This window comes from Dyadobacter sp. NIV53, from assembly GCF_019711195.1.
In the GTDB taxonomy this organism is placed as follows: domain Bacteria; phylum Bacteroidota; class Bacteroidia; order Cytophagales; family Spirosomataceae; genus Dyadobacter.
On record NZ_CP081299.1, the window covers coordinates 6,034,891 to 6,054,127 of the forward strand.

Here is a 19,237-nt window from a genome sequence, read left to right on the forward strand (position 1 = left end):
AACAATACTTATGTCAACTAATATAACTAAAAACATTTTAAAAACGGATCAAATCATTCCTGATAACGAACTGGATAGGTTACTTCAACTTTCTGGCTTTGATCTGGACTATACTGAACATCAGAACAGTTTTAAAAATCTTGTTAAACTGGCAGCAAAAGTTGCAGGAACAAGTATCTCACTTGTGAATCTGGTTGATTCCTACACCCAGTGGACGCTTTCAAATTATGGTCTGGAACTAGACCAAATGGCGCGAGAGGATTCAGTATGCCAATATACGGTCATGAGCGATGATCATTTTGAAGTATTGGACTTATCAGCGGATGATCGTTTCAAGGATAAGTTTTATGTAAACGGCGATCCGCATGCCAAATATTATTTCGGGATACCTTTAAGGGTTGGAAATGGCATCAATATCGGAGCCTTATGCGTACTGGATCAGGAAGAAAAGGATCTGGATCCTGAAAAAGTGGAGCTTTTAAAAATAATCGCTGATGAAATTGTGAACCGGCTGAAAACTTTCAAAGTGCTCGAAGGGCTAAAGCTGAAATTTGCAGAAGTAAATCAGATACAAAATAAGGTAGTACATGATATTCGTGGGCCATTGGGTGGTATTATTGGCCTTGCTTCCATTATCCATGATCAGGGCGAAAATAATCAGATGGAGGAAGTGCTTGAATATGTCGACATGATATACAAAAGCGGAAATTCCATTCTTGAAATGGCTGATGAGATTTTAAATGTGCATAAACAGGAACTTGGTGCACAAAGTAACACCAGAATAAGGCCGTTTAATCTGATGGTTTTTAAAGATAAACTGGAAAGATTGTATCAGCCTCAGGCAATTAGCAAAAATATCAATTTTGTTGTCAATACGACTTTTGAAACCGAGTCCATTTCTATTCCAAAAAGCAAATTATTACAGATTACCGGTAACCTGATTTCCAACGCTATAAAATTTACTTCCGACGGCGGGGAAGTGACGGCAGGGTTAACACTGGTTGTAAATAAAGCAGAAAAAATGCTGGTGATTACTGTTCAGGATAGCGGTGTAGGTTTAACGGATAGCAGTAAAGATTCAATTCTGAGTGGAACTGCATGGTCTACCGACGGAACCAGTGGTGAAAACGGATATGGCCTGGGACTGGCGTTGGTTAAACACCTGATTGAAAGCCTTGCCGGAACATTTAAAATATGTTCTGAATCAGGAAAAGGAACCACTTTTACAGTGCAGATCCCTCAGGAATGACAAACTATGGAAATAAATTGAAGATTCAGAGCTTGTTTAAAAATTTAAGCAGGCTCTATTTTTTTGATTTAAAGGGAGGTTTGATATAGATTTCAAGGGATGCGGCCAAGCCCGAAGTCCGGACCGGGATAATTCCAAGAGGAAGTGTGTTGCTTATGTTTTTTCTGTATCCGGCAAATAATTCCACGCCAATCAGTTTGTTAATTTGCCTGTCGTATTGTACGCCTGTATCCAGGTCAATCAGCCGGAATAAAGCACCTTGTTTATCAGCACCGTAGGTATAATAATTTTTGGAAACTGCTTCGCTTCTGAAATACAGGATATCCTTGGGGGATAAATTATATCGGTATGCTACTTTTTTCGGAAGCATAATTTCAATTCCTGATTTGCCGGATGGATTGTTATAGTTAAATACCAAAATTGGCAGAATCCTTAAATTCTGACTTTTGCTTACCATGATACCAAAGCCTATTTCTTTACGATCAGACTTTTTCTTTATAAAAGCTGACATCAAAGTATAGTTCAGAGGGACATTCTGATCAGAATAATTGGTAAGATTTCCGCTTTTGTTAATATTTGAGCCAGCGACCAAATACGAAGTACTGTCCAGCTTTATGAAAGATTTGATATCGACTCCCATCGAGCGGAGCCGCCAGCCAGATAACTGATTGATCGGATTTTCACCATAACTTTTTAATTCCAGCTGTTCCGTTCGGTAATGCGGACCGACAACCAGAGCAAAATTGGATTTGTGAAAAACCGGAATCCATGCCCTTATGTAACAATCTTCCTGTGTATATTTTTTTGACGGGCCATCAATGGATCTGTAAACCTTGCCGGGTGCCATCGAATGTTTTATGGTAATCCACTTAGAAGGCGCCATTCCTGTAAGTCCCGGTTTTAAATCCTGGCATCTACAGGGTTTCATGAAAAGTGCGGAACAGCAAAGAAACGACAATAAGAACCGGTAGTCCATGAATTCAGTGTGGTATTTTTAATATAATAGATATAAAACGGATTAGTGATTTTGAAAAAGCCTGGCCTAAATGCGTAGCAACTTTTCTAATATTAATCGATACTATAAAGATAATAAGTTCTTATTAACTTGAAATATACACGAAAAAATTATTAAACCGTTAATAGTAGAGTTATTTTCTTATAGATCAGGGACTTTGGCTCGCTACGGCAACAAATTCGGGGATTTAATTAGTTCCTTAGAATACAGTTTATAGAATTTTTCAGGCCAATGGTCTTGATGTAAACAAACTTTTATTGGTTAGGAATTAACGGCTCCTTTCTTTTGAAAACTGTAAATCAGATAGAATAACGCAGGTAAAATAAAAACGCTGCCAACAAGGAGTGCCATTCCCAATGTATAAATGGTTTTGTCCTGGCCGCTGTGTTCCATCAGTGAAAGATAACCGCCGTTTTTCAGGATAATAATGTTTGGAAAATGCCTGTAAGTGGTGGTAATCAAAATCATTGTTACCTGAAAGCCTGCAAGCGGGCGAAGTAGAATTGTTTTGCCCTGATATAATAAATACCACATAAACACCAGCGATAATGTAGCCGATAAAATGGCAATTCTTCCTACCCAGTTTCCGAAAACCCATTCAATCAGCGGAATGTTTTCCACTATGGAAGCTATAAAGACGAGTACCCCGCAAATAACCGCAGCTATATTGAAAAACTGTGCTTTATGCGCAAAACGTAACCGGTCCTGTTCATTATCTGTTTCTCCGATCAGATAAACCGATGCAAGGAAACCACAAATCGTAACGGTAAATAATCCGACGGAAACAGCAAACCAATGCAGCCAGCTGAATATATATGCTTCAGGAAATGTATTGGCCTGCGGATCGATATGCCCGGAAACTGCACTTCCCGCAATAATTCCCAAAAAGAATGGTGTAATAAAACTTGACCAGGCGAAGATAGGATTGTAAAGATTCTGCATATCGTCAACCACTGCATCATAATGCCGGAATGTAAATGCAGTTCCACGCGCTATGATACCTAATAGCATGATTGTCAGCGGAATGTGCAGATTGACCGACATGGTGGTGTATATAGTAGGAAAGCCTACAAATAGTATTACAATGGCAATAATCAGCCACATGTGGTTCGATTCCCATATTGGGCCGATGGCAGAATACAAAGTTTTACGGGTTACACTTTTATTTTTCCTGGATGTAAAAAGTTCGATGATACCGGCACCAAAATCTGCACCGCCAAGCAGCAGATAGAGTAGGATGGAGGTCCAAAGAAAAACGATAACAACGTAGAGCATCTTTTTAATGGTTACGGGTTAATTGTTAATTTAATTGGTAGTTAAACCACTTTTTGTCTATTGTTTATGTGATGTTATCCCGCATGTTTTTACTTCGTAAGAAAGTTTAAATTATCGGTGTAACAATTTGTCCTTAACCATTAACAATTACTTTGCCGGGAGATCATACAGTTTTCCTACCATTTTGATCTGGCGATATAACATGAAAATCACGATCATGGCAAGCGAAACGTAGACGGCTGAAAAAATGTAAAACGAGTAAATAATACCAGGCATTGGAGTTACTGCTTCTTCGGTCCGCATAATACCATTGATAATCCAAGGTTGCCGGCCGACTTCTGTTACCGTCCAGCCAGCTTCTACGGCAATAAATCCGAGTGGAGTTGCTGCTACAAAAAGTTTTAAAAGCCATGAACTGGTGAGCCATTGCTTTTTCTTCCATAACGCAATAAAATACAAAACTGCAACCAGCATCATCAGCATACCCATTCCCACCATCAGCTGAAATGCATAATGTGCAATAGCGACAGGCGGATGATTTTCAACGGGTATCTGGTCAAGCCCCTTTACTTCCGAAGTAAAATCACCATGAGCCAGAAAGCTCAGAAATCCAGGCAGCTTAATAGCATAATCCACTTTTTTATTTTCAGTATCGGGAATTCCGCCAAGTACCAGCGATGCGGATTTCTCGGTATGGAAGTGCGCTTCCATTGCGGCAAGTTTTGCGGGCTGTCTCACTGCAACATCCTTAGCAGAAATGTCTCCACTCAACGGCTGAATGATAGCCGCAGCGCAGCCAAATATGGCAGCAATTGTAAATGATTTGGTATGAAAATAAACGTTTTTTCCTTTCAGGATCATAAATGCGTGAACTCCTGCAACAGCAAATCCGGTGGCAACAAAAGCAGCGATTGACATGTGTAATGCCTGTGAAAACCATGCATCGTTGAACATCGCCTGAATAGGGTCGATGTTAACATACTGACCGTCAATGAAGTCAAAACCGGCCGGACTATTCATCCAGGCATTTGCAGCCACGACAAGGATTCCCGAAGCCAGCCCGCTCACACCTACGATAACACCTGTAAACCAGTGAAACCATTTATTGAATTTATCCCAGCCATAAAGAAAAAAGCCCAGTGCAATCGCTTCAATAAAAAATGCAGTGCCTTCGAGCGAAAATGGCATTCCGAAAATCGGTCCGGCGTGTTTCATGAATTCCGGCCATAACAGTCCCAGTTCAAACGATAAAACTGTACCGGAAACAGCTCCGGTCGCAAAGAAAATAGCTACGCCTTTACTCCACGCTTTGGTTACATTTTTATAAACAATATTATTGGTTCGGAGGTAGTAAAAGTGGGAGACGGCCATGAAAAAGGGCATAACCATACCAATGCAGGAAAATATAATATGAAAACCCAGCGAAAGGGCCATTTGTGATCTGGCTGCTATGAAGTTATCCATGAAAATTTATAATTTATTGACAAAACGTTAAGTTGTGATGATACAGAATTGACTGAAAACCAAGTAGCTCAAAACTAATTAAGTCTTATGATAAGAACCATCAATATCATGAAAATTGTCTTTAAAATATCCGTTTTTATATTTCAACCAATCCCCGGATTTACATGAAAAAAATCATTGCTTTCCTGTTATTTACAGCTTGTACAAGTTACGCTCAAAATATGCAGGATTTAATAATAGACAGTAAATTGATAAAATCGGATGACCTTTTATGGGATTTAGAAACATTAAGCAAAAGCCCGGAAATCCAATTGACAGGTAAAAAAGGAAAAGTACAAACATTACTATACAAAAGTGTTAATTATCAAGGTAAGCCTACACAGGTTTTTGCCTATTACTGCAATCCTGATTTGCTGGCTGGAAAGCCTTCTGGTAAAAACAAGTTTCCCGGCATTGTACTGATTCATGGAGGAGGCGGAAAAGCTTTTAAAGTATGGGTGGAAAAATGGGCAGCGGAAGGATACGCGGCTATTGCTATGGACCTGGCCGGAAACGGAGAAGATGGCAAAAAACTAGTACTGGCCGGGCCGGATCAGGGTGACGAGGACAAATTTGCAAAAATGGAAAATGGAAATCTTAAAGATGTATGGACATATCATGCAGTTGCCAGTGCCATTCTGGCTCATTCGTTGTTATTGAATCTGCCCGAAGTAGATGCTTCCAGAACCTGTGTTACCGGAATAAGCTGGGGTGGATACCTGACGTGTATTGTTGCAAGTCTGGATAACCGTTTCAAGGCTGCTGCTCCGGTTTACGGATGTGGATTTTATGATGAATCTGATGTTTTTAAATTCCCCTTACAACAGCTTTCTCCGGATAACCAGTCAAAATGGATGAAGCATTTCGATCCGTCATCTTACCTCGCTTTTGCAAAACCGGGATTTCTATTTGTTAATGGCAATAAAGACAAGTTTTATAACGTGGTTCCTTACGACAAAACGTACCGTCTTATACCTGAAAACCAACGTACCATATGTATCATACCAAATATGCCGCACGGTCATGAGTCCGGTTGGGAACCACATGAAATCCGGTATTTTTTTGAAAGTATGTTGAACCATAAAAGCCAGGTAATCACAGTAAATACAGTTTTAAAAAATAGTGACTCGTTAAATGTGTCTTACAGTTCTCCGGTATCACTTTGGCATGCGGAGTTTTATTATTCCAATGACACTGCTTCAGCCAATGAACAACGTGTCTGGAACAGCCAAAAGGTAGTCATCAATCCTGAAAAACAAACAATTTCCTGTCCAATACCAAAAGAAGGATTTAAATACGGATTCTTTTATCTAAAAGATCACCGGAATATTTCCACTTCCAGTGAGTTTATAATTAATTGATAGATAAAAAATCACACATCTTTATTCTGTTTTTCTGTTAATTTTCTTTTGACCAGGTCAACAGGATAACGAAGTGCCAGTTCTCTGATTTCGTAGGTAAACTCCGTGAAAGTTTCTTCCCATAAACGTGCTTCTTCCGGCGTGTAATCATAGAAACCCTGTGCATTGGAAATACCTCTTCCACCTTCACGCACGATTTTGTCTATCAGTTCGGGCACTTCTGTGCTGTTATTAAGAGTAGGGAAAAGCCGCTGCATTACAGTATGATATGCAGGAACGCCGGTTAGGTCCATCCAGCGGAAAATACCAACAAAAGTCATAAAATAACCAGCATTGTTCCTGCACGATCTGTCCACATCTTCAACGGTTGCATAGCCATTCTCTACAAGGCTTATCGCTTCCCGGTACATGGCGTACATAAGCCGGTTCGTAATAAATCCTGCAATATCTTTCCTTACCAGAATAGGTTCTTTGCCCCATAAATAAGAAAGTTCGTATAAGTATTCACCATTTTTAATATCGCTGTCGTCACCACAGATGATTTCAAGAAATCGCGTTGTATGCGCAGGCTCAGTCCAGTGCAGGCCTAAAAATCGTTCAGGATGGGCCGTCAGTTTTTGTAATGTACTTATTGGAATTGCAGATGTATTACTGGTCAGTAACGCCTCAGGAGTAATAACATTTTCTATTTTCTTATAAACACTTTCTTTAATTTCAATATTCTCAATGGTACATTCAATCACTAACTGGCAGGAACTTAATCGGGAATAATCTTCCGTAATGATCAGATTTTTAAAGTAGAAATCAGGTGTATTCCGGATTATACCGTTTTCAAATGACTTTTCAAGATGTTCCCTGATCCTTTTTTCGGCATGCAGCAAATCGGCACTGATTGGGGCAATGGCAACAACAGGATGGTTTGCCAGCAATAAACAGGTAACAATACTGCACCCCATTAAACCAAGTCCGACAACGCCAACAGGAATTTCTTGAGTATTTATCATTTTATGTTAAATAAGGTATTTGTGATAATTTAATATGAATGATGTAAAAGTGTTTTAGTTTTGCTTCTTGCCCTAACTATTCAACTTTTCTATCATTTTAGCTCTATGCAAAAGTTACTACTCGTTATATTAATTCTGATTTCAACAGGTATTATTAAGGCTCAGGATAAAATTGATTTACAAAAAGTAAAATCGGCAGCTCAAGATAGCGTGTCAGAGTTTTACTTTCCTAAGCTCGTAAAAGAATTTTCGGTAGCACCAGAGTATTTTCCTTTAACAAAAGGAAAATATCTGTATTATAGGTACATATATTCGCCAACTTATAAAGTTTACGATTTTAGTAAGAATAGAAGTGAGTTTGATAAGTTTTTTGACCGGAGAAATTGGAAAAAATCGATTCCGCTTGGAGAAAAGATTTTGTTAGATAATCCTATAGATGTGGGAATGCTGAATAGAATGGTTTATTGTTATAACCAGACTAACGAATTGGACAAGGCTGCCTTGTTAAAAGGGCGTGCTGATGTCTTATACCGGGTCATTTTATCCAGCGGAGAAGGAGAAAGTGAAGAATCCTGTTACAAGATCATTAATATAGGGGAGGAATATATTATAATGGCTGGCAAAGGAATAAAGGGCATATCCCGGATATCAAAAAGAAAAGAAAACTCTGTAATGGATATTTGGATGACAAAAGATTCTAAATCAAATCAGGAGAAACGCTTATATTTTGAATTACTTCAGAATATGGATGCAATGCCTAAATTCAAATAAGTATCCTTGCGCTAATCCATTTTAAGTTGGCTAAACCGCGTAAAACTTTTCCTAAGCTTGACACTAAAAAAGCCCCTGAAACGATTGTTCGAGGGGCTTTTTATCAAATATTTATATTAAAAAACTAGTTTGACCAGCTATTCACTTCCGTTTCTACTTCTTCACGGGTCTTACCTAATTTTTTTGAAGTTTTCCAAGAAGCTCATCTTCTTTTCCTTCTTCATATAACAAATCGTCATCAGTTAAATCAGCATATTGTTGTTTGAATTTTCCTTTCAGGTCATTCCAGTTTCCTTTTATTTGTTGTGTGAAAGCACTCATGATTTCTAAAATTTAAAGTTAAAAACTGCTGCTTTTTTTAAAGCATTTGTTTCTAAAACAAAAAATAATCATTCCAGACATGAATACCAGATCTTGTAAATTTTAGAATGTAAAACTTAAATTACAGAGTAGGTTTCAAACCGCTGGTTTAACGGGAATTAGCTGTATAAGTGAATTTTAAAACCACGCAATTTTTATAAGAATTTATTAAATGTATAAATTGAAACCGAGAACGTTTTTCCCGAAACTGCCGAATTTCTTGCGTATCTGATACGAATTATCTACAATAATATCATTTTGCCTTGAATGGATATGTTTTAATTTATTTTCAATTCTTCGCCAATAACTTATCCAACCGGATTATCCCCTGTACCATTGAGCGAACAGAATGATAATTGACTTTCCATGAATGACTCATATGCTTCCAGATCGGTTCTCCCTGCCGCGTTAATAATGGCAGCCATTCACCCACTTCATGATGGATCATTTTGTCAAAAACAAAGCGATGCGTGGCATCATAAGCTTTCAGATATTTTTCGTCTCCATAAACCCTGTAAGCATCCAGCATACCAATGATCACTTCGGCCTGCTGCCAGAATTCTTTTTCACGGTCGTACACCTCCCCTTCATGCGAACCTTCTACATAGACTCCGCCAAACTCCCAGTCAATTCCATGCTGAACGGCATGATTAAATGATTTGAGTATCTGACTTTCATAAGTAGAATAGGGAATACCTGCTATGTCCAATGCATGCATGAGGAGCCAGGCAAACTCCACATTGTGGCCATAACTGGTGTTATCTTCCGCGGAGCTCTTGAAACCATCTTCCGAAAAGCGGTCCCAGCCCCAGATAATGTCAAATTTAATCTGGGGTGCCACAGCCCAGTCTGCCCAGAACTGCGGTATGCCGGTTCCATAAACAGGATGCATAATTTTGTTGACCAGCAATTCAATAATTTCGATCAGTTTGCGACGGTGAACCTGTTTGCCACTTGCTTCGTACAAAGTTGTAAAAGCTTCCATGAGGTGCATATGAGCATCCAAAGTTTTGCGATCTCCACCTGCGGGACCAGCACCTTTCAAATCCCAGTTTTTGTGGAACATTTCAAAATAGCCACCATAACACGTATCTGCACCATATTTTTGAAGCAGGTCGAATACCTTTTCAGCATATTCCAATCCACGCGGATCGCCGGTTGCGAGTGTATATTCGGCCAGGCTATATATAGCAAAGCTGTGTCCGTAAACAATTTTCTCATCAATTTTCACATTTCCCTTCCGGTCCATCAACCAGTAAAAGCCACCATTTTCGTTGTCCCACATTTTGTCAATCAGAAATTCAACACCATGTTTGGCAATATCAGCATAACGTCCTTCACCATAACCGGCACGGTGGGCAGCTGAAAAAGTATAAACTGTTCTGGTTTGTGCGATCAGTGATTTTTCATCTTCGCCGGAATCATTACCTGCATTGTCAAAATGAGTAATAAATCCGCCGTTTTCCTTATCCACACAACGCGTTTCCCAGAATGGCAACAGTTCCTTTGTCAAATGATGCAATGCTTCTTCGCGGTAACTTTTAATCTGTTCAGGGTTCATGGAAAAAGTTTTTTGATAAATGTTTTGTGAAAATGTTGCTGCCTTTGCCAGTGTTGTTACCTGTTATTTTGTGCCGTTGCTGGTGTTATTACCAGCAATTTCAGGAGCATACTGAAAGACTTTTAAGATATTAGTTACAAAACTCCCATTAGTTTAAAGCGCATTGAAAATTGTAAGTTGGCTATTGAGAATTAAAGTTTTTTCCTCAATAACATATTAAGCCAATTTTACAGTCTTCCCAGTTTTTGCGGCCTGGTAAATAGCCTCTACAATACGGATATCCCGCATACCTTCCTCACCCGGAACCATTTGCGGTTTACTTTGCATGATCGCCATGGCATCTTCGTCCATTTGTTTTGCCTGTTGGTTATCAACCGGGAAATTGATTATGCCCAATGTGCTTTCACCTTTGTTGCCCGTATAAGCTGAGAAATTATCCATGTGTAAAGACCCTTTGTCGTAATTTACTTTCAGGAAATTGGTATTGATTCCGTGGCTTCCGGTACAATTTGCAACAGCACCGCTTGGAAAATGCAGCTGAAAATGTGTGATCTCATCCGCATTTTTAAAAATTTCCGGACGGTTTACCACATGTTCTGCTGTTAGCGAAACCGGTTCTTCGCCCGCAGCCAAACGTGCTCCCTGCAAAGCATAAACACCCATATCGTACATAGCGCCACCACCCATCGCACGATCTACTTTCCAGTTTCCGGCACGGCTTTCCTTATACCCGGCGGCACAGGATATCAGCTGTACATTTCCTAATGATTTTTCTTTGGCAATGCGCATAAATTCCTGTGTGTTAGGATCATGCTGACAACGATAACCAATCGACAAACTTCTTTTGTTATCATTACAGGCCTTTATCATTTCCTCGCATTCCTTTACGTTCATGGCCATTGGCTTTTCACAAAAAACATGTTTTCCGGCTTTTGCTGCTCGAATTGTGTACTCCTTGTGCATAGATGGCGGTAATACAATGTAGATCACATCGATGTCAGGATTGTTGGCAATCTGATCAAAGCTTTTATAATCGTAGATATTTTTATCAGGAATATTATACTTTTTCTTCCATGTTTCGGCCTTTTCCGGAGACCCGGTTACAATACCTGCCAGATAACAATTTTTGGTTTTTTGTAAAGCAGGAGCCAGCAGATCGGTGCTGTAATAGCCAAGTCCCACCAATGCCACACCTAATCTGTCTTTCGGTTTTCCCAAAGCAAATATGTTCGGCGAAAAAAGCGACGCAGTAATTATGCCTGTGCCGGCAACAAGAAAATCGCGGCGTGAAAAAGGAGTGATTATTTTTGTATCCATCGTTCAGGTTTTTTTCTATTTAAGACCCGGGTTTAAAATAACTACTTAATTTAACTGCAATGGATGCACTAGTTTAACGCAAAATGCATAATTGATACAATGAATAACAGAGATGGATATACTAAGTTATCTTACTCCCATTGTATTAATCTATTGTGCCCATTGCGGTTTCGATTTGTATATTCGCAGATATTTTTTAACCCGTTTTCCCTATGAGCAATCCCGAGATTGTAGAGTTACTCGAACTTACTGCCAAACTGCTTGAACTCCACGGCGCTGATCCTTTTAAAATTAAGGGCTATTCCATTGCTGCTTTTTATTTGGATAAATATAAAGACGGAGAACTCGAAAACATGTCCCAGGAAGAGCTTGTTAAGCTTCAGGGTGTAGGCAAAAGTACAGCTGCAAAAATTATTGAGATTGTTAAAACAGGTACATTTCCGGAGTTGGAAGAATTACTTCAGAATACGCCCTTAGGTGTAATGGAAATGTTCAATATCAAGGGAATTGGTCCAAAGAAAATTGCCGTTTTATGGAAAGAACTTGGTATTGATAACCTTCATGAACTGGAACTGGCCTGTCTGAATGGTTCGGTTGCGAAACTAAAAGGATTGGGTGGCAGTCTTCAGCAAAAAATACTGGATTCCCTGGCTTTTATCAAGGATCAGGCAGGGAAGCTGCGCATGGATAAGGCCGAGGTGGTAGCAGGTTTGATTACGCAAGAGCTTAAGAAAAGTTTTGAAGATATAGAACTCGCAGGAGACATTCGCCGGAAGGCTGAGATTGTGGATACTATAAAGATACTGGTAAAAACAGATTCTCCGGCACTGCTGCAAACGACATTGGGAGAGATTGAATTTCTTGTCCAGAATGAAAAAGTGTCTTCTCCGTTTACATGGCGCGGAAATGTACTGGATTTTGCTGTTAATGTAGAAATTATCGCTGTCAAACCTGAGCGTATGGTAAACGAGCTGTTTCTTGAAACCGCATCTGCTGACCATTTAGGTTATCCGACTGCTTTGGGAAGTACGGTTTGGCGGCATGCAAACTTTGATGTGCTTGATAATGAAGAAACGATATTCCAAAGTGCGGGATTGCCATATATCGTTCCTGAAATGCGGGAAGGTGCTGGTGAGTTCCAGTGGGCTGAGAAATATGCGGCAGACCAGCTTGTAACCTGGAACGATCTGAAAGGTATTCTGCATAATCACAGTACTTATTCCGATGGGCAAAATACATTGGAACAAATGGCATTATACTGCCGGGAACTGGGTTTCGGGTATTTAGGAATTGCGGATCATTCCCAAACAGCCACTTACGCACAGGGATTAAAGGTGGAGGAAGTTATTAAACAACATGCAGAAATTGAAAAACTGAATGCAAGATTTGCTGCTGAAAATCCGGAAAAACCATTTAAGATTTTAAAAGGAATTGAGTCGGATATTCTGGGTGACGGTTCGCTGGATTATCCTTCCGAAATTCTTGCAAGCTTCGATTATATAGTGGCATCCGTGCACAGCAACCTGACTATGACATTGGAAAAAGCTACAAACCGATTGTTAAAAGCAATAGAAAATCCTTATACAACGATTTTGGGGCATCCGACCGGCCGCTTGTTATTATCACGCAGAAGGTTATCCGATCGACCATAAAGCCATCATTGATGCCTGCGCAGAACATCAGGTAGTTGTTGAAATTAATGCTTCTCCCTGGCGTCTTGATCTGGACTGGCGCTGGATCTCTTATTGTATGGAAAAAGGCGTGCTGCTTAGTATTAATCCTGATGCGCATTCAACAGCCGGTTATCTGGATATGCATTACGGAGTGGCTGTTGCACGTAAAGGTGGCCTGACTAAGGACATGACTTTCAATGCATTGTCGTTGGACGAGATGGAAAGATATCTAAAGAAAAGACTGGGAAGGTAATTTTATATTTCTTATCCTTAATTCCATTTATTTCCATTCTGCCTCTAAAATCAAAAATAGTTATACTATTTTTATGGTGTACATGTAAAATAGTATAACTATTTTTGATTCAGAGAACTACTTTGGTATTGGCAAATTTGAATTAACTATTCCACAAAATCAGGCTTCACAAAACCCTCATTTCCTTACTACCTTCAAAAACCACCTGCGGTACATATTCCATTATTCCGGTTTTCAGGGCTTCAATTAATCTTGTCTTCATTTGCTCGCGGTTCACAACCAGACAAACTTCACGTGCTGGTTCAGGATATTTGAAATTGCGGACATATTTTTTTCGGTCTTCCGGTAATTCAGCAATGGCGAGTTCGGGTAAAATAGTGATCCCGCCGTTACGGTCAACCATGCGCATAAGTGTTTCAATACTTCCTGACCGGTAATTAAAACTATTGCCAAACTGACTGTTGCGGCTCAGTTCGCATAAACGCTGGATTTGTGTCCTGAAACAATGCCCTTCTTCCAAAAGCCATAATTCATTGGGTTCGATATCTCCCGGAAGAATATATTGCTTGTTATACAAACCGGTATTTTCTGACACGTATGCATAGAAACGTTCCTTATATAAAGGGATTTCCTGCAAACTGCTTTCACCGGAAACAGACGCTACAACTCCAACGTCCAGATTTCCCAGTTTCAGTTCGCTGGTAATTCTTTCTGTAATCATTTCCGAAACATGCAGACGAATATCCGGATAAGCTTCTATAAATGGCTGAACCAAATGCGGTAGCAGGTAAGGCGCGATGGTTGGAATAATACCAATTCTTAATTCACCCGAAAGATCTCCATTAAAATGTTTGGCAATTTCGTTCATACGGCCTGCTTCCTGTAAAATCGTTTTGGCCTGATCAATAATTTTTCTTCCAATGCTGGTTGGAACAATGGGTTGTTTGGTACGGTCAAATATTTTTACTGCCAGTTCGTCTTCCAGTTTTTTAATCATCATGGAAAGTGTAGGCTGCGTCACATTGCAATGCTCGGCCGCCTGAACAAAATGCCGGTGATTATCCACAGCCACAATATATTCTAATTGCTGAATATTCATAAAGGGTACAGATAGTATAAATTAAATCTATGTAAATATATGAACAATTGGTTTGATTGATAATTTATATCATGTAGCCTGCTGAATATTTTAAAATTCCATGTACTCTATTTGCATTAAATTGATATTAAATTTTATTTATATCTTATTTTGGTGACAATTATGCACTGTGTAAGTCTTATTTTTACATGGCAAATGTTAACCATTATTCACATATCATAAAAGCATATGAAAAAGTTAAAAGCATTATTGATCGCAGTGTTTTTCTTAACAGTTGGAAATAGTTTTGCGCAAACCACGCAACCTGCAACGTCAGCTGCAAAAAGTGCAAAGAAGGAAATTAAAACCAAAGCAGACGGAACTCCGGACAAACGTTACAGCGAAAATCAAAAACTGAAAGCGGATGGCACACCGGATAAACGTTACAGCGAAAATAAAAACCTGAAAAAAGACGGTACACCGGATAAAAGATTCAAAACTGCTAAAGCTGATTCTATAAAAACGGCTAAGAAAAAGAATTAACAAGTATTTGTAATTGAAGTAAGTGTCTGGTTACGTTATTGTTATCAATAATATAGCCAGGCACTATTTTCTTATAAAAGAGCTGGCGGAACGGAAAATACAAAAACTGTTTTCTTGACAACTTGTAAGGTTTATTGATTTATTTGTTTACCAAATTTTTTTATAACCATGAAAACAATGACTGTGGGTGAATTCAAAGCCCAGTTTTCCAATGTGATTGAGCTGGTAAAAAAGGGTGAAGAAATAGCAGTGACCTTTGGTAAAAAAGAAGGAAAGCGTCGGATACTATACTCCAAAAGTAATGGATTTCAGAAGAATCTGGTACTCATATCAAAAGATGTAAATATGCCACCTTATATTCATGAAGGTTTGCAGTTGCTTTGGTAGTAATATATTGATGTTGTATCGTAAACAAAAAGCTGCCCGTTTAAAGCAGCTTTTTAAATCATTACGACAAATAATAATATTTTCTAAAATAATTCCTTCGCTTTTTCCAGTGCTGTATCCAAACCGGCAACATCCGATCCGCCAGCAGTTGCAAAGAAAGGCTGCCCGCCACCACCGCCACGAATTTCTTTTGCCAGTTCTTTTACAATTTTCCCTGCATTGAGGCCAGCCGACTGCACCAGATTTTCAGCAATAAAAACAGAAATCTGTGGTTTTCCGGCAATATCAGCACCAAATACCGCAATCAGATTTTCTACCTGGTCTTTCAGTTCGTAAGATAATTGTTTAAGCGAATCAGCGTTGGGTACATCTACTTTTTCAATGATTAAATTGAATGACTGATAACTTTTAGCTTTTTCAATCAGTTGATTTTTAAGTGCCTGTACTTTTTCATTTTCCATTGCACTGATTTTTTTCTGCAATGCATTACGTTCGTCCAGCAAATTTTCAACTGCTTTAACGACATCGGTAGGCCCTTTTAGAAGATCCTTGATTTTGTTTAAAGTTGCTTCCTGCTCGCGCATTAATTCAAGTGCTTTTTCTCCTGTAATGGCTTCAACACGGCGAACTCCGGCAGAAACTGAGCCTTCTGATATAAACTTGAAAATACCAATTTCACCAGTCGATGGGATGTGTGTACCACCACAAAGTTCAAATGAAAAGTTCGGATCAAAAATAATCAGACGTACAAAATCCCCGTATTTTTCACCAAATGTGGCTGTTGCTCCTTCCGCTATTGCCTGTTGGATTGGTACATTACGCCTTTCTTCCAAAACTATGTTTTCCCTGATCTTCTCATTAACGCGGTCCTCAATTTTTTGCAGTTCTTCATCTGTTACTTTGGAGAAGTGAGAAAAGTCAAAACGCAGAACTTCATCATTCAGGAAAGAACCTTTTTGAACAATATGCCTTCCCAAAACTTCCCGCATGGACGAAAGCATCAGGTGGGTTGCCGAGTGGTTTGCCTTTATCTTAAGACGACGATCGTGATCAATTTCTGCTAAGACCAGACCTGCCTGCTGTAAAACTACATCCAGGTTTTTATCCTTTGAAACATGTACGAAAAGATCATTTTCTTTTTTTGTATCAACAATATTTACAATGATCTGCTCTACACCATCATGCCACCGCAATGTTCCTGTATCTCCAACCTGTCCACCCATTTCTGCATAAAAAGGTGTACGATCGAGTACAATATGATATTCCTCGCCGGTCTTGGTTTTAACCTTTTTGTACTTGACAATATGGCTATGTGTTTCTTCAAAATCATAACCCAGGAATTCAACGCCATCCGATTCACGAAGTTCGATCCAGTCGGTAGCTTCTTTTGTGGCATCCTGTCTGGACCTTTTTTCTGTTCTGCCAAAGCAGACTGAAAACCGGCTTCATCAATCTGGAAACCTTTTTCCCTTGCGATAAGCGCAGTCAGATCAACCGGGAAACCGAATGTGTCACTCAGTTCAAATACTTCATCACCGGCAATTGTATTGATTTCTTTGTCCTTTAACGAATTTGTTATAACGTCAAGGCGTTTCAACCCGGATTCAAGTGTACGTAAAAAGCTTTTTTCTTCTTCCAGGATTACTCGCGTTACAAACTCTTCCTGAGATTGTAATTCGGGGAAAACATCTTTAAACTGAACAGAAAGAACAGCAACAAGCTTATAGAAAAATGGCTCCTGAAAACCTAAATAAGAATAGCCATAACGTACTGCGCGACGCAAAATCCGGCGGATAACATAACCGGCTTTTACGTTGGAAGGAAGCTGCCCGTCGGTAATAGCAAAAGCAACAGCACGAATGTGATCAGCAATAACACGCATCGCAATATCCGCAAACGGCTCACTGTTGGCGCCGTAAGTTTTGCCAGACAATGTTTCCAGAACGTTAATCGTATTCTGAAAAACGTCGGTATCATAATTGGACATTTTGGCCTGAACCGCCATGCAAAGACGTTCGAAACCCATTCCGGTATCCACGTGTGTAGCAGGAAGAGGTATCAGCGAACTATCGGCTTTACGCTCAAACTGCATAAATACGAGGTTCCATATTTCTACAACCTGCGGATGGTCATTATTAACCAGTGACTTGCCGGATATAGCCGCAACATCAGCCGCGGGGCGTAAATCAATGTGAATCTCCGAGCAGGGACCGCATGGGCCTGTATCGCCCATTTCCCAGAAATTGTCTTTTTTGTTACCTAAAATAATACGGTCCTCTCCAACAATAGGCACCCATAAATCCCAGGCTTCCTGATCAAATGGTACACCATCTTTCGCATCACCTTCAAAAACAGAAACGTACAGGCGGTCTTTTGGCAATTGGTAAACCTCAGTCAATAATTCCCAGGCCCAGGTAATGGCTTCTTTTTTGAAATAATCACCAAATGACCAGTTACCAAGCATTTCAAACATGGTATGGTGATAGGTGTCAAAACCTACATCTTCCAGGTCATTGTGCTTGCCGGATACGCGAAGGCACTTTTGTGTATCCGCGATTCTTGATGACGGAGGAGTTCCGTTTCCTAAAAAGAAGTCCTTAAACTGTGCCATTCCTGAATTATTAAACATCAGGGTAGGGTCGTTTTTAGCCACAAGTGGTGCGGATGGAACGATTAAATGTCCTTTACTTCGGAAAAAATCAAGAAAAGCCTGTCGTATTTGATGCGAGGTCATAAAAATTAGTTGCGATTTAGCATGTTTGAATCCGAAATTTTTATCAGATTCTCGTCTTTAAAATTCCCGCAAAGGTAGTGAAAAAATATGTGTCTGATATGAACTGATACAGTTTGTATTATCCTGATGATGGCTTTAAATGTCCTTCTAATCCGCATTGATGGATTGCCCGGAATAAAAATCGGAAGGTTTTCCGGAACCCAAACAATTCGTAAACCTGTTCAATTACATTGAGTATAAAATTCAGGTTGATTTCTTTTTTTAATTGACACGTCGCGATTTATAGCACATTGGTAAGATCGGAAATGACCTGTTATCATCAATATCATTGAACAAACTATTACTATAACGAATTAACGTGCTGTACATGAAACCGTATTCGGATTATTCGGCCGAAGAGTTAGCGATGGAAAATCTTTTTATAAGATGGGTCCGTTTTCCGGATGATCCTTCTATATGCACTTTTTGGGAAAACTGGATGACTAAATATCCTTCCAAAAAGGATACTATCGAAAAGGCCCGCGAGTTGGTGCTTGTTGCGTCCGACTGGAAACCAGATGTACTTTCCAATCAGGAAATTAATTCATTATGGGGCAGGATCAGGAGTTCACTGGAAATAATTGGTGAAGCAGAACCAATCAGCCCATCCGTGACATTGTTAGGAAACAGCAAGTTAATCGGTGGAATAATCCTATTAATTATGTCGGTTACCTTCCTGTTTATTGTGCTTTATTTCTTCTTTGGTAATTTCTGATTGCCAAAGATAACTCCATCGTTGCACAGCTGATTTTCCCCTCTCTTTTTATTCCTTCCCAGATCAGGTTTATTTTCTTTCACCAAGTCAGTTCTTCCCAAAGAAAAATTCGTCATAATCTTAGGTGCGCAAAGGATATTTTTGATAAAATATAAGCTGATATTCGCTAATTGTGTTTTGTGGTTGAAATTAAATCTGAATAATTGAAGAGTAATCTTCTCAGATTTATATTGATTTGGGCAAAGATTGATTCTTTTTTCTTATCCGTAAAATACTGATAGCAAATAAATTATGACCAGTAATTTTCTGCAAATTTGATTACCTGAGAAAGTTTTTTTTAATTCAAATTGGAATTTTATATTGGTAATGTACTATAAATGCTTGTGTATTACATATGAC

The 19,237-nt window shown here is 39.3% G+C and carries 15 protein-coding genes and 2 pseudogenes; 8 read left to right on the forward strand and 9 right to left on the reverse strand.

The features are described 5' to 3' along the window. The first annotated feature begins 10 nt into the window (after window positions 1–10). Window positions 11–1,249 carry a GAF domain-containing sensor histidine kinase gene (locus KZC02_RS24835; protein ID WP_221391136.1) on the forward strand — a complete coding sequence of 413 codons (1,239 nt, stop codon included), beginning with the start codon at window positions 11–13 and terminating at the stop codon, window positions 1,247–1,249. A gap of 55 nt (window positions 1,250–1,304) precedes the next feature. On the opposite strand, the gene KZC02_RS24840 is transcribed toward KZC02_RS24835, so the two are convergent. The 3 genes from KZC02_RS24840 to KZC02_RS24850 all read right to left on the reverse strand — a co-directional run bounded on the left by KZC02_RS24840 (window position 1,305) and on the right by KZC02_RS24850 (window position 5,003). Then, a complete protein-coding gene (locus tag KZC02_RS24840) occupies window positions 1,305–2,177 on the reverse strand; it encodes a DUF6268 family outer membrane beta-barrel protein (protein ID WP_221391137.1) in 873 nt (290 codons plus the stop codon). A gap of 348 nt (window positions 2,178–2,525) precedes the next feature. Then, window positions 2,526–3,539 carry a cytochrome d ubiquinol oxidase subunit II gene (locus tag KZC02_RS24845; RefSeq protein ID WP_221391138.1) on the reverse strand — a complete coding sequence of 338 codons (1,014 nt, stop codon included), beginning with the start codon at window positions 3,537–3,539 and terminating at the stop codon, window positions 2,526–2,528. Between the two features lie 147 nt (window positions 3,540–3,686). Further along, window positions 3,687–5,003, reverse strand: a complete 1,317-nt coding sequence (locus KZC02_RS24850) for a cytochrome ubiquinol oxidase subunit I (protein WP_221391139.1) — start codon at window positions 5,001–5,003, stop codon at window positions 3,687–3,689. 164 nt (window positions 5,004–5,167) lie between these two features. On the opposite strand from KZC02_RS24850, the gene KZC02_RS24855 reads away from it, so the two are divergent. Further along, window positions 5,168–6,403: a S9 family peptidase gene (locus KZC02_RS24855; RefSeq protein WP_221391140.1), complete on the forward strand. Its 1,236-nt coding sequence runs from the start codon at window positions 5,168–5,170 to the stop codon at window positions 6,401–6,403. 11 nt (window positions 6,404–6,414) lie between these two features. Here KZC02_RS24855 and KZC02_RS24860 read toward each other — a convergent pair whose 3' ends face one another. Beyond that, on the reverse strand, window positions 6,415–7,407 hold the full coding sequence (locus KZC02_RS24860; RefSeq protein ID WP_221391141.1) for a 3-hydroxyacyl-CoA dehydrogenase family protein: 993 nt from the start codon (window positions 7,405–7,407) through the stop codon (window positions 6,415–6,417). Window positions 7,408–7,512: 105 nt separating this feature from the next. Between KZC02_RS24860 and KZC02_RS24865 the strand changes: the two genes are divergently transcribed. After that, window positions 7,513–8,178 carry a DUF4919 domain-containing protein gene (locus KZC02_RS24865; RefSeq protein WP_221391142.1) on the forward strand — a complete coding sequence of 222 codons (666 nt, stop codon included), beginning with the start codon at window positions 7,513–7,515 and terminating at the stop codon, window positions 8,176–8,178. A 124-nt stretch (window positions 8,179–8,302) separates the two neighbouring features. On the opposite strand, the pseudogene KZC02_RS24870 reads toward KZC02_RS24865, so the two are convergent. From KZC02_RS24870 to KZC02_RS24880, 3 genes and pseudogenes are all read right to left on the reverse strand, one after another. Continuing rightward, window positions 8,303–8,499: pseudogene (locus KZC02_RS24870) on the reverse strand (CsbD family protein). A gap of 328 nt (window positions 8,500–8,827) precedes the next feature. Beyond that, on the reverse strand, window positions 8,828–10,099 hold the full coding sequence (locus KZC02_RS24875; RefSeq protein WP_221391144.1) for an AGE family epimerase/isomerase: 1,272 nt from the start codon (window positions 10,097–10,099) through the stop codon (window positions 8,828–8,830). 216 nt (window positions 10,100–10,315) lie between these two features. Next, window positions 10,316–11,416 (reverse strand): Gfo/Idh/MocA family protein, encoded by a 1,101-nt coding sequence (locus KZC02_RS24880; protein ID WP_221391145.1) that lies wholly within the window; start codon window positions 11,414–11,416, stop codon window positions 10,316–10,318. 212 nt (window positions 11,417–11,628) lie between these two features. On the opposite strand from KZC02_RS24880, the gene KZC02_RS24885 reads away from it, so the two are divergent. Both KZC02_RS24885 and KZC02_RS33155 read left to right on the forward strand, forming a co-directional pair. Continuing rightward, window positions 11,629–13,068 carry a helix-hairpin-helix domain-containing protein gene (locus tag KZC02_RS24885; RefSeq protein ID WP_310590374.1) on the forward strand — a complete coding sequence of 480 codons (1,440 nt, stop codon included), beginning with the start codon at window positions 11,629–11,631 and terminating at the stop codon, window positions 13,066–13,068. 97 nt (window positions 13,069–13,165) lie between these two features. Then, entirely contained in the window at window positions 13,166–13,342 is a 177-nt protein-coding gene (locus KZC02_RS33155) for a hypothetical protein (protein WP_310590375.1), read from the forward strand. Window positions 13,343–13,508: 166 nt separating this feature from the next. Here the strand turns inward: KZC02_RS33155 and KZC02_RS24890 are convergent, their stop codons facing one another. Next, the gene (locus tag KZC02_RS24890; RefSeq protein WP_221391146.1) at window positions 13,509–14,441 is read right to left on the reverse strand and encodes a hydrogen peroxide-inducible genes activator; all 933 of its coding nucleotides are present in this window, start codon (window positions 14,439–14,441) and stop codon (window positions 13,509–13,511) included. 228 nt (window positions 14,442–14,669) lie between these two features. Here KZC02_RS24890 and KZC02_RS24895 point away from each other — a divergent pair, with 228 nt between their 5' ends. Together KZC02_RS24895 and KZC02_RS24900 are read left to right on the forward strand one after the other, a co-directional pair. Then, window positions 14,670–14,963, forward strand: coding sequence for a hypothetical protein (locus KZC02_RS24895; protein ID WP_221395254.1), 294 nt, complete (start codon window positions 14,670–14,672; stop codon window positions 14,961–14,963). Window positions 14,964–15,131: 168 nt separating this feature from the next. Continuing rightward, window positions 15,132–15,350, forward strand: coding sequence for a type II toxin-antitoxin system Phd/YefM family antitoxin (locus KZC02_RS24900; RefSeq protein ID WP_221391147.1), 219 nt, complete (start codon window positions 15,132–15,134; stop codon window positions 15,348–15,350). An 83-nt stretch (window positions 15,351–15,433) separates the two neighbouring features. Here KZC02_RS24900 and alaS read toward each other — a convergent pair. After that, window positions 15,434–18,084, reverse strand: a pseudogene (gene alaS, locus KZC02_RS24905) (alanine--tRNA ligase). Between the two features lie 367 nt (window positions 18,085–18,451). Between alaS and KZC02_RS32120 the strand changes: the two are divergent. Further along, window positions 18,452–18,838 (forward strand): hypothetical protein, encoded by a 387-nt coding sequence (locus KZC02_RS32120; protein ID WP_229253779.1) that lies wholly within the window; start codon window positions 18,452–18,454, stop codon window positions 18,836–18,838. The last annotated feature ends 399 nt before the right edge of the window (window positions 18,839–19,237 follow it).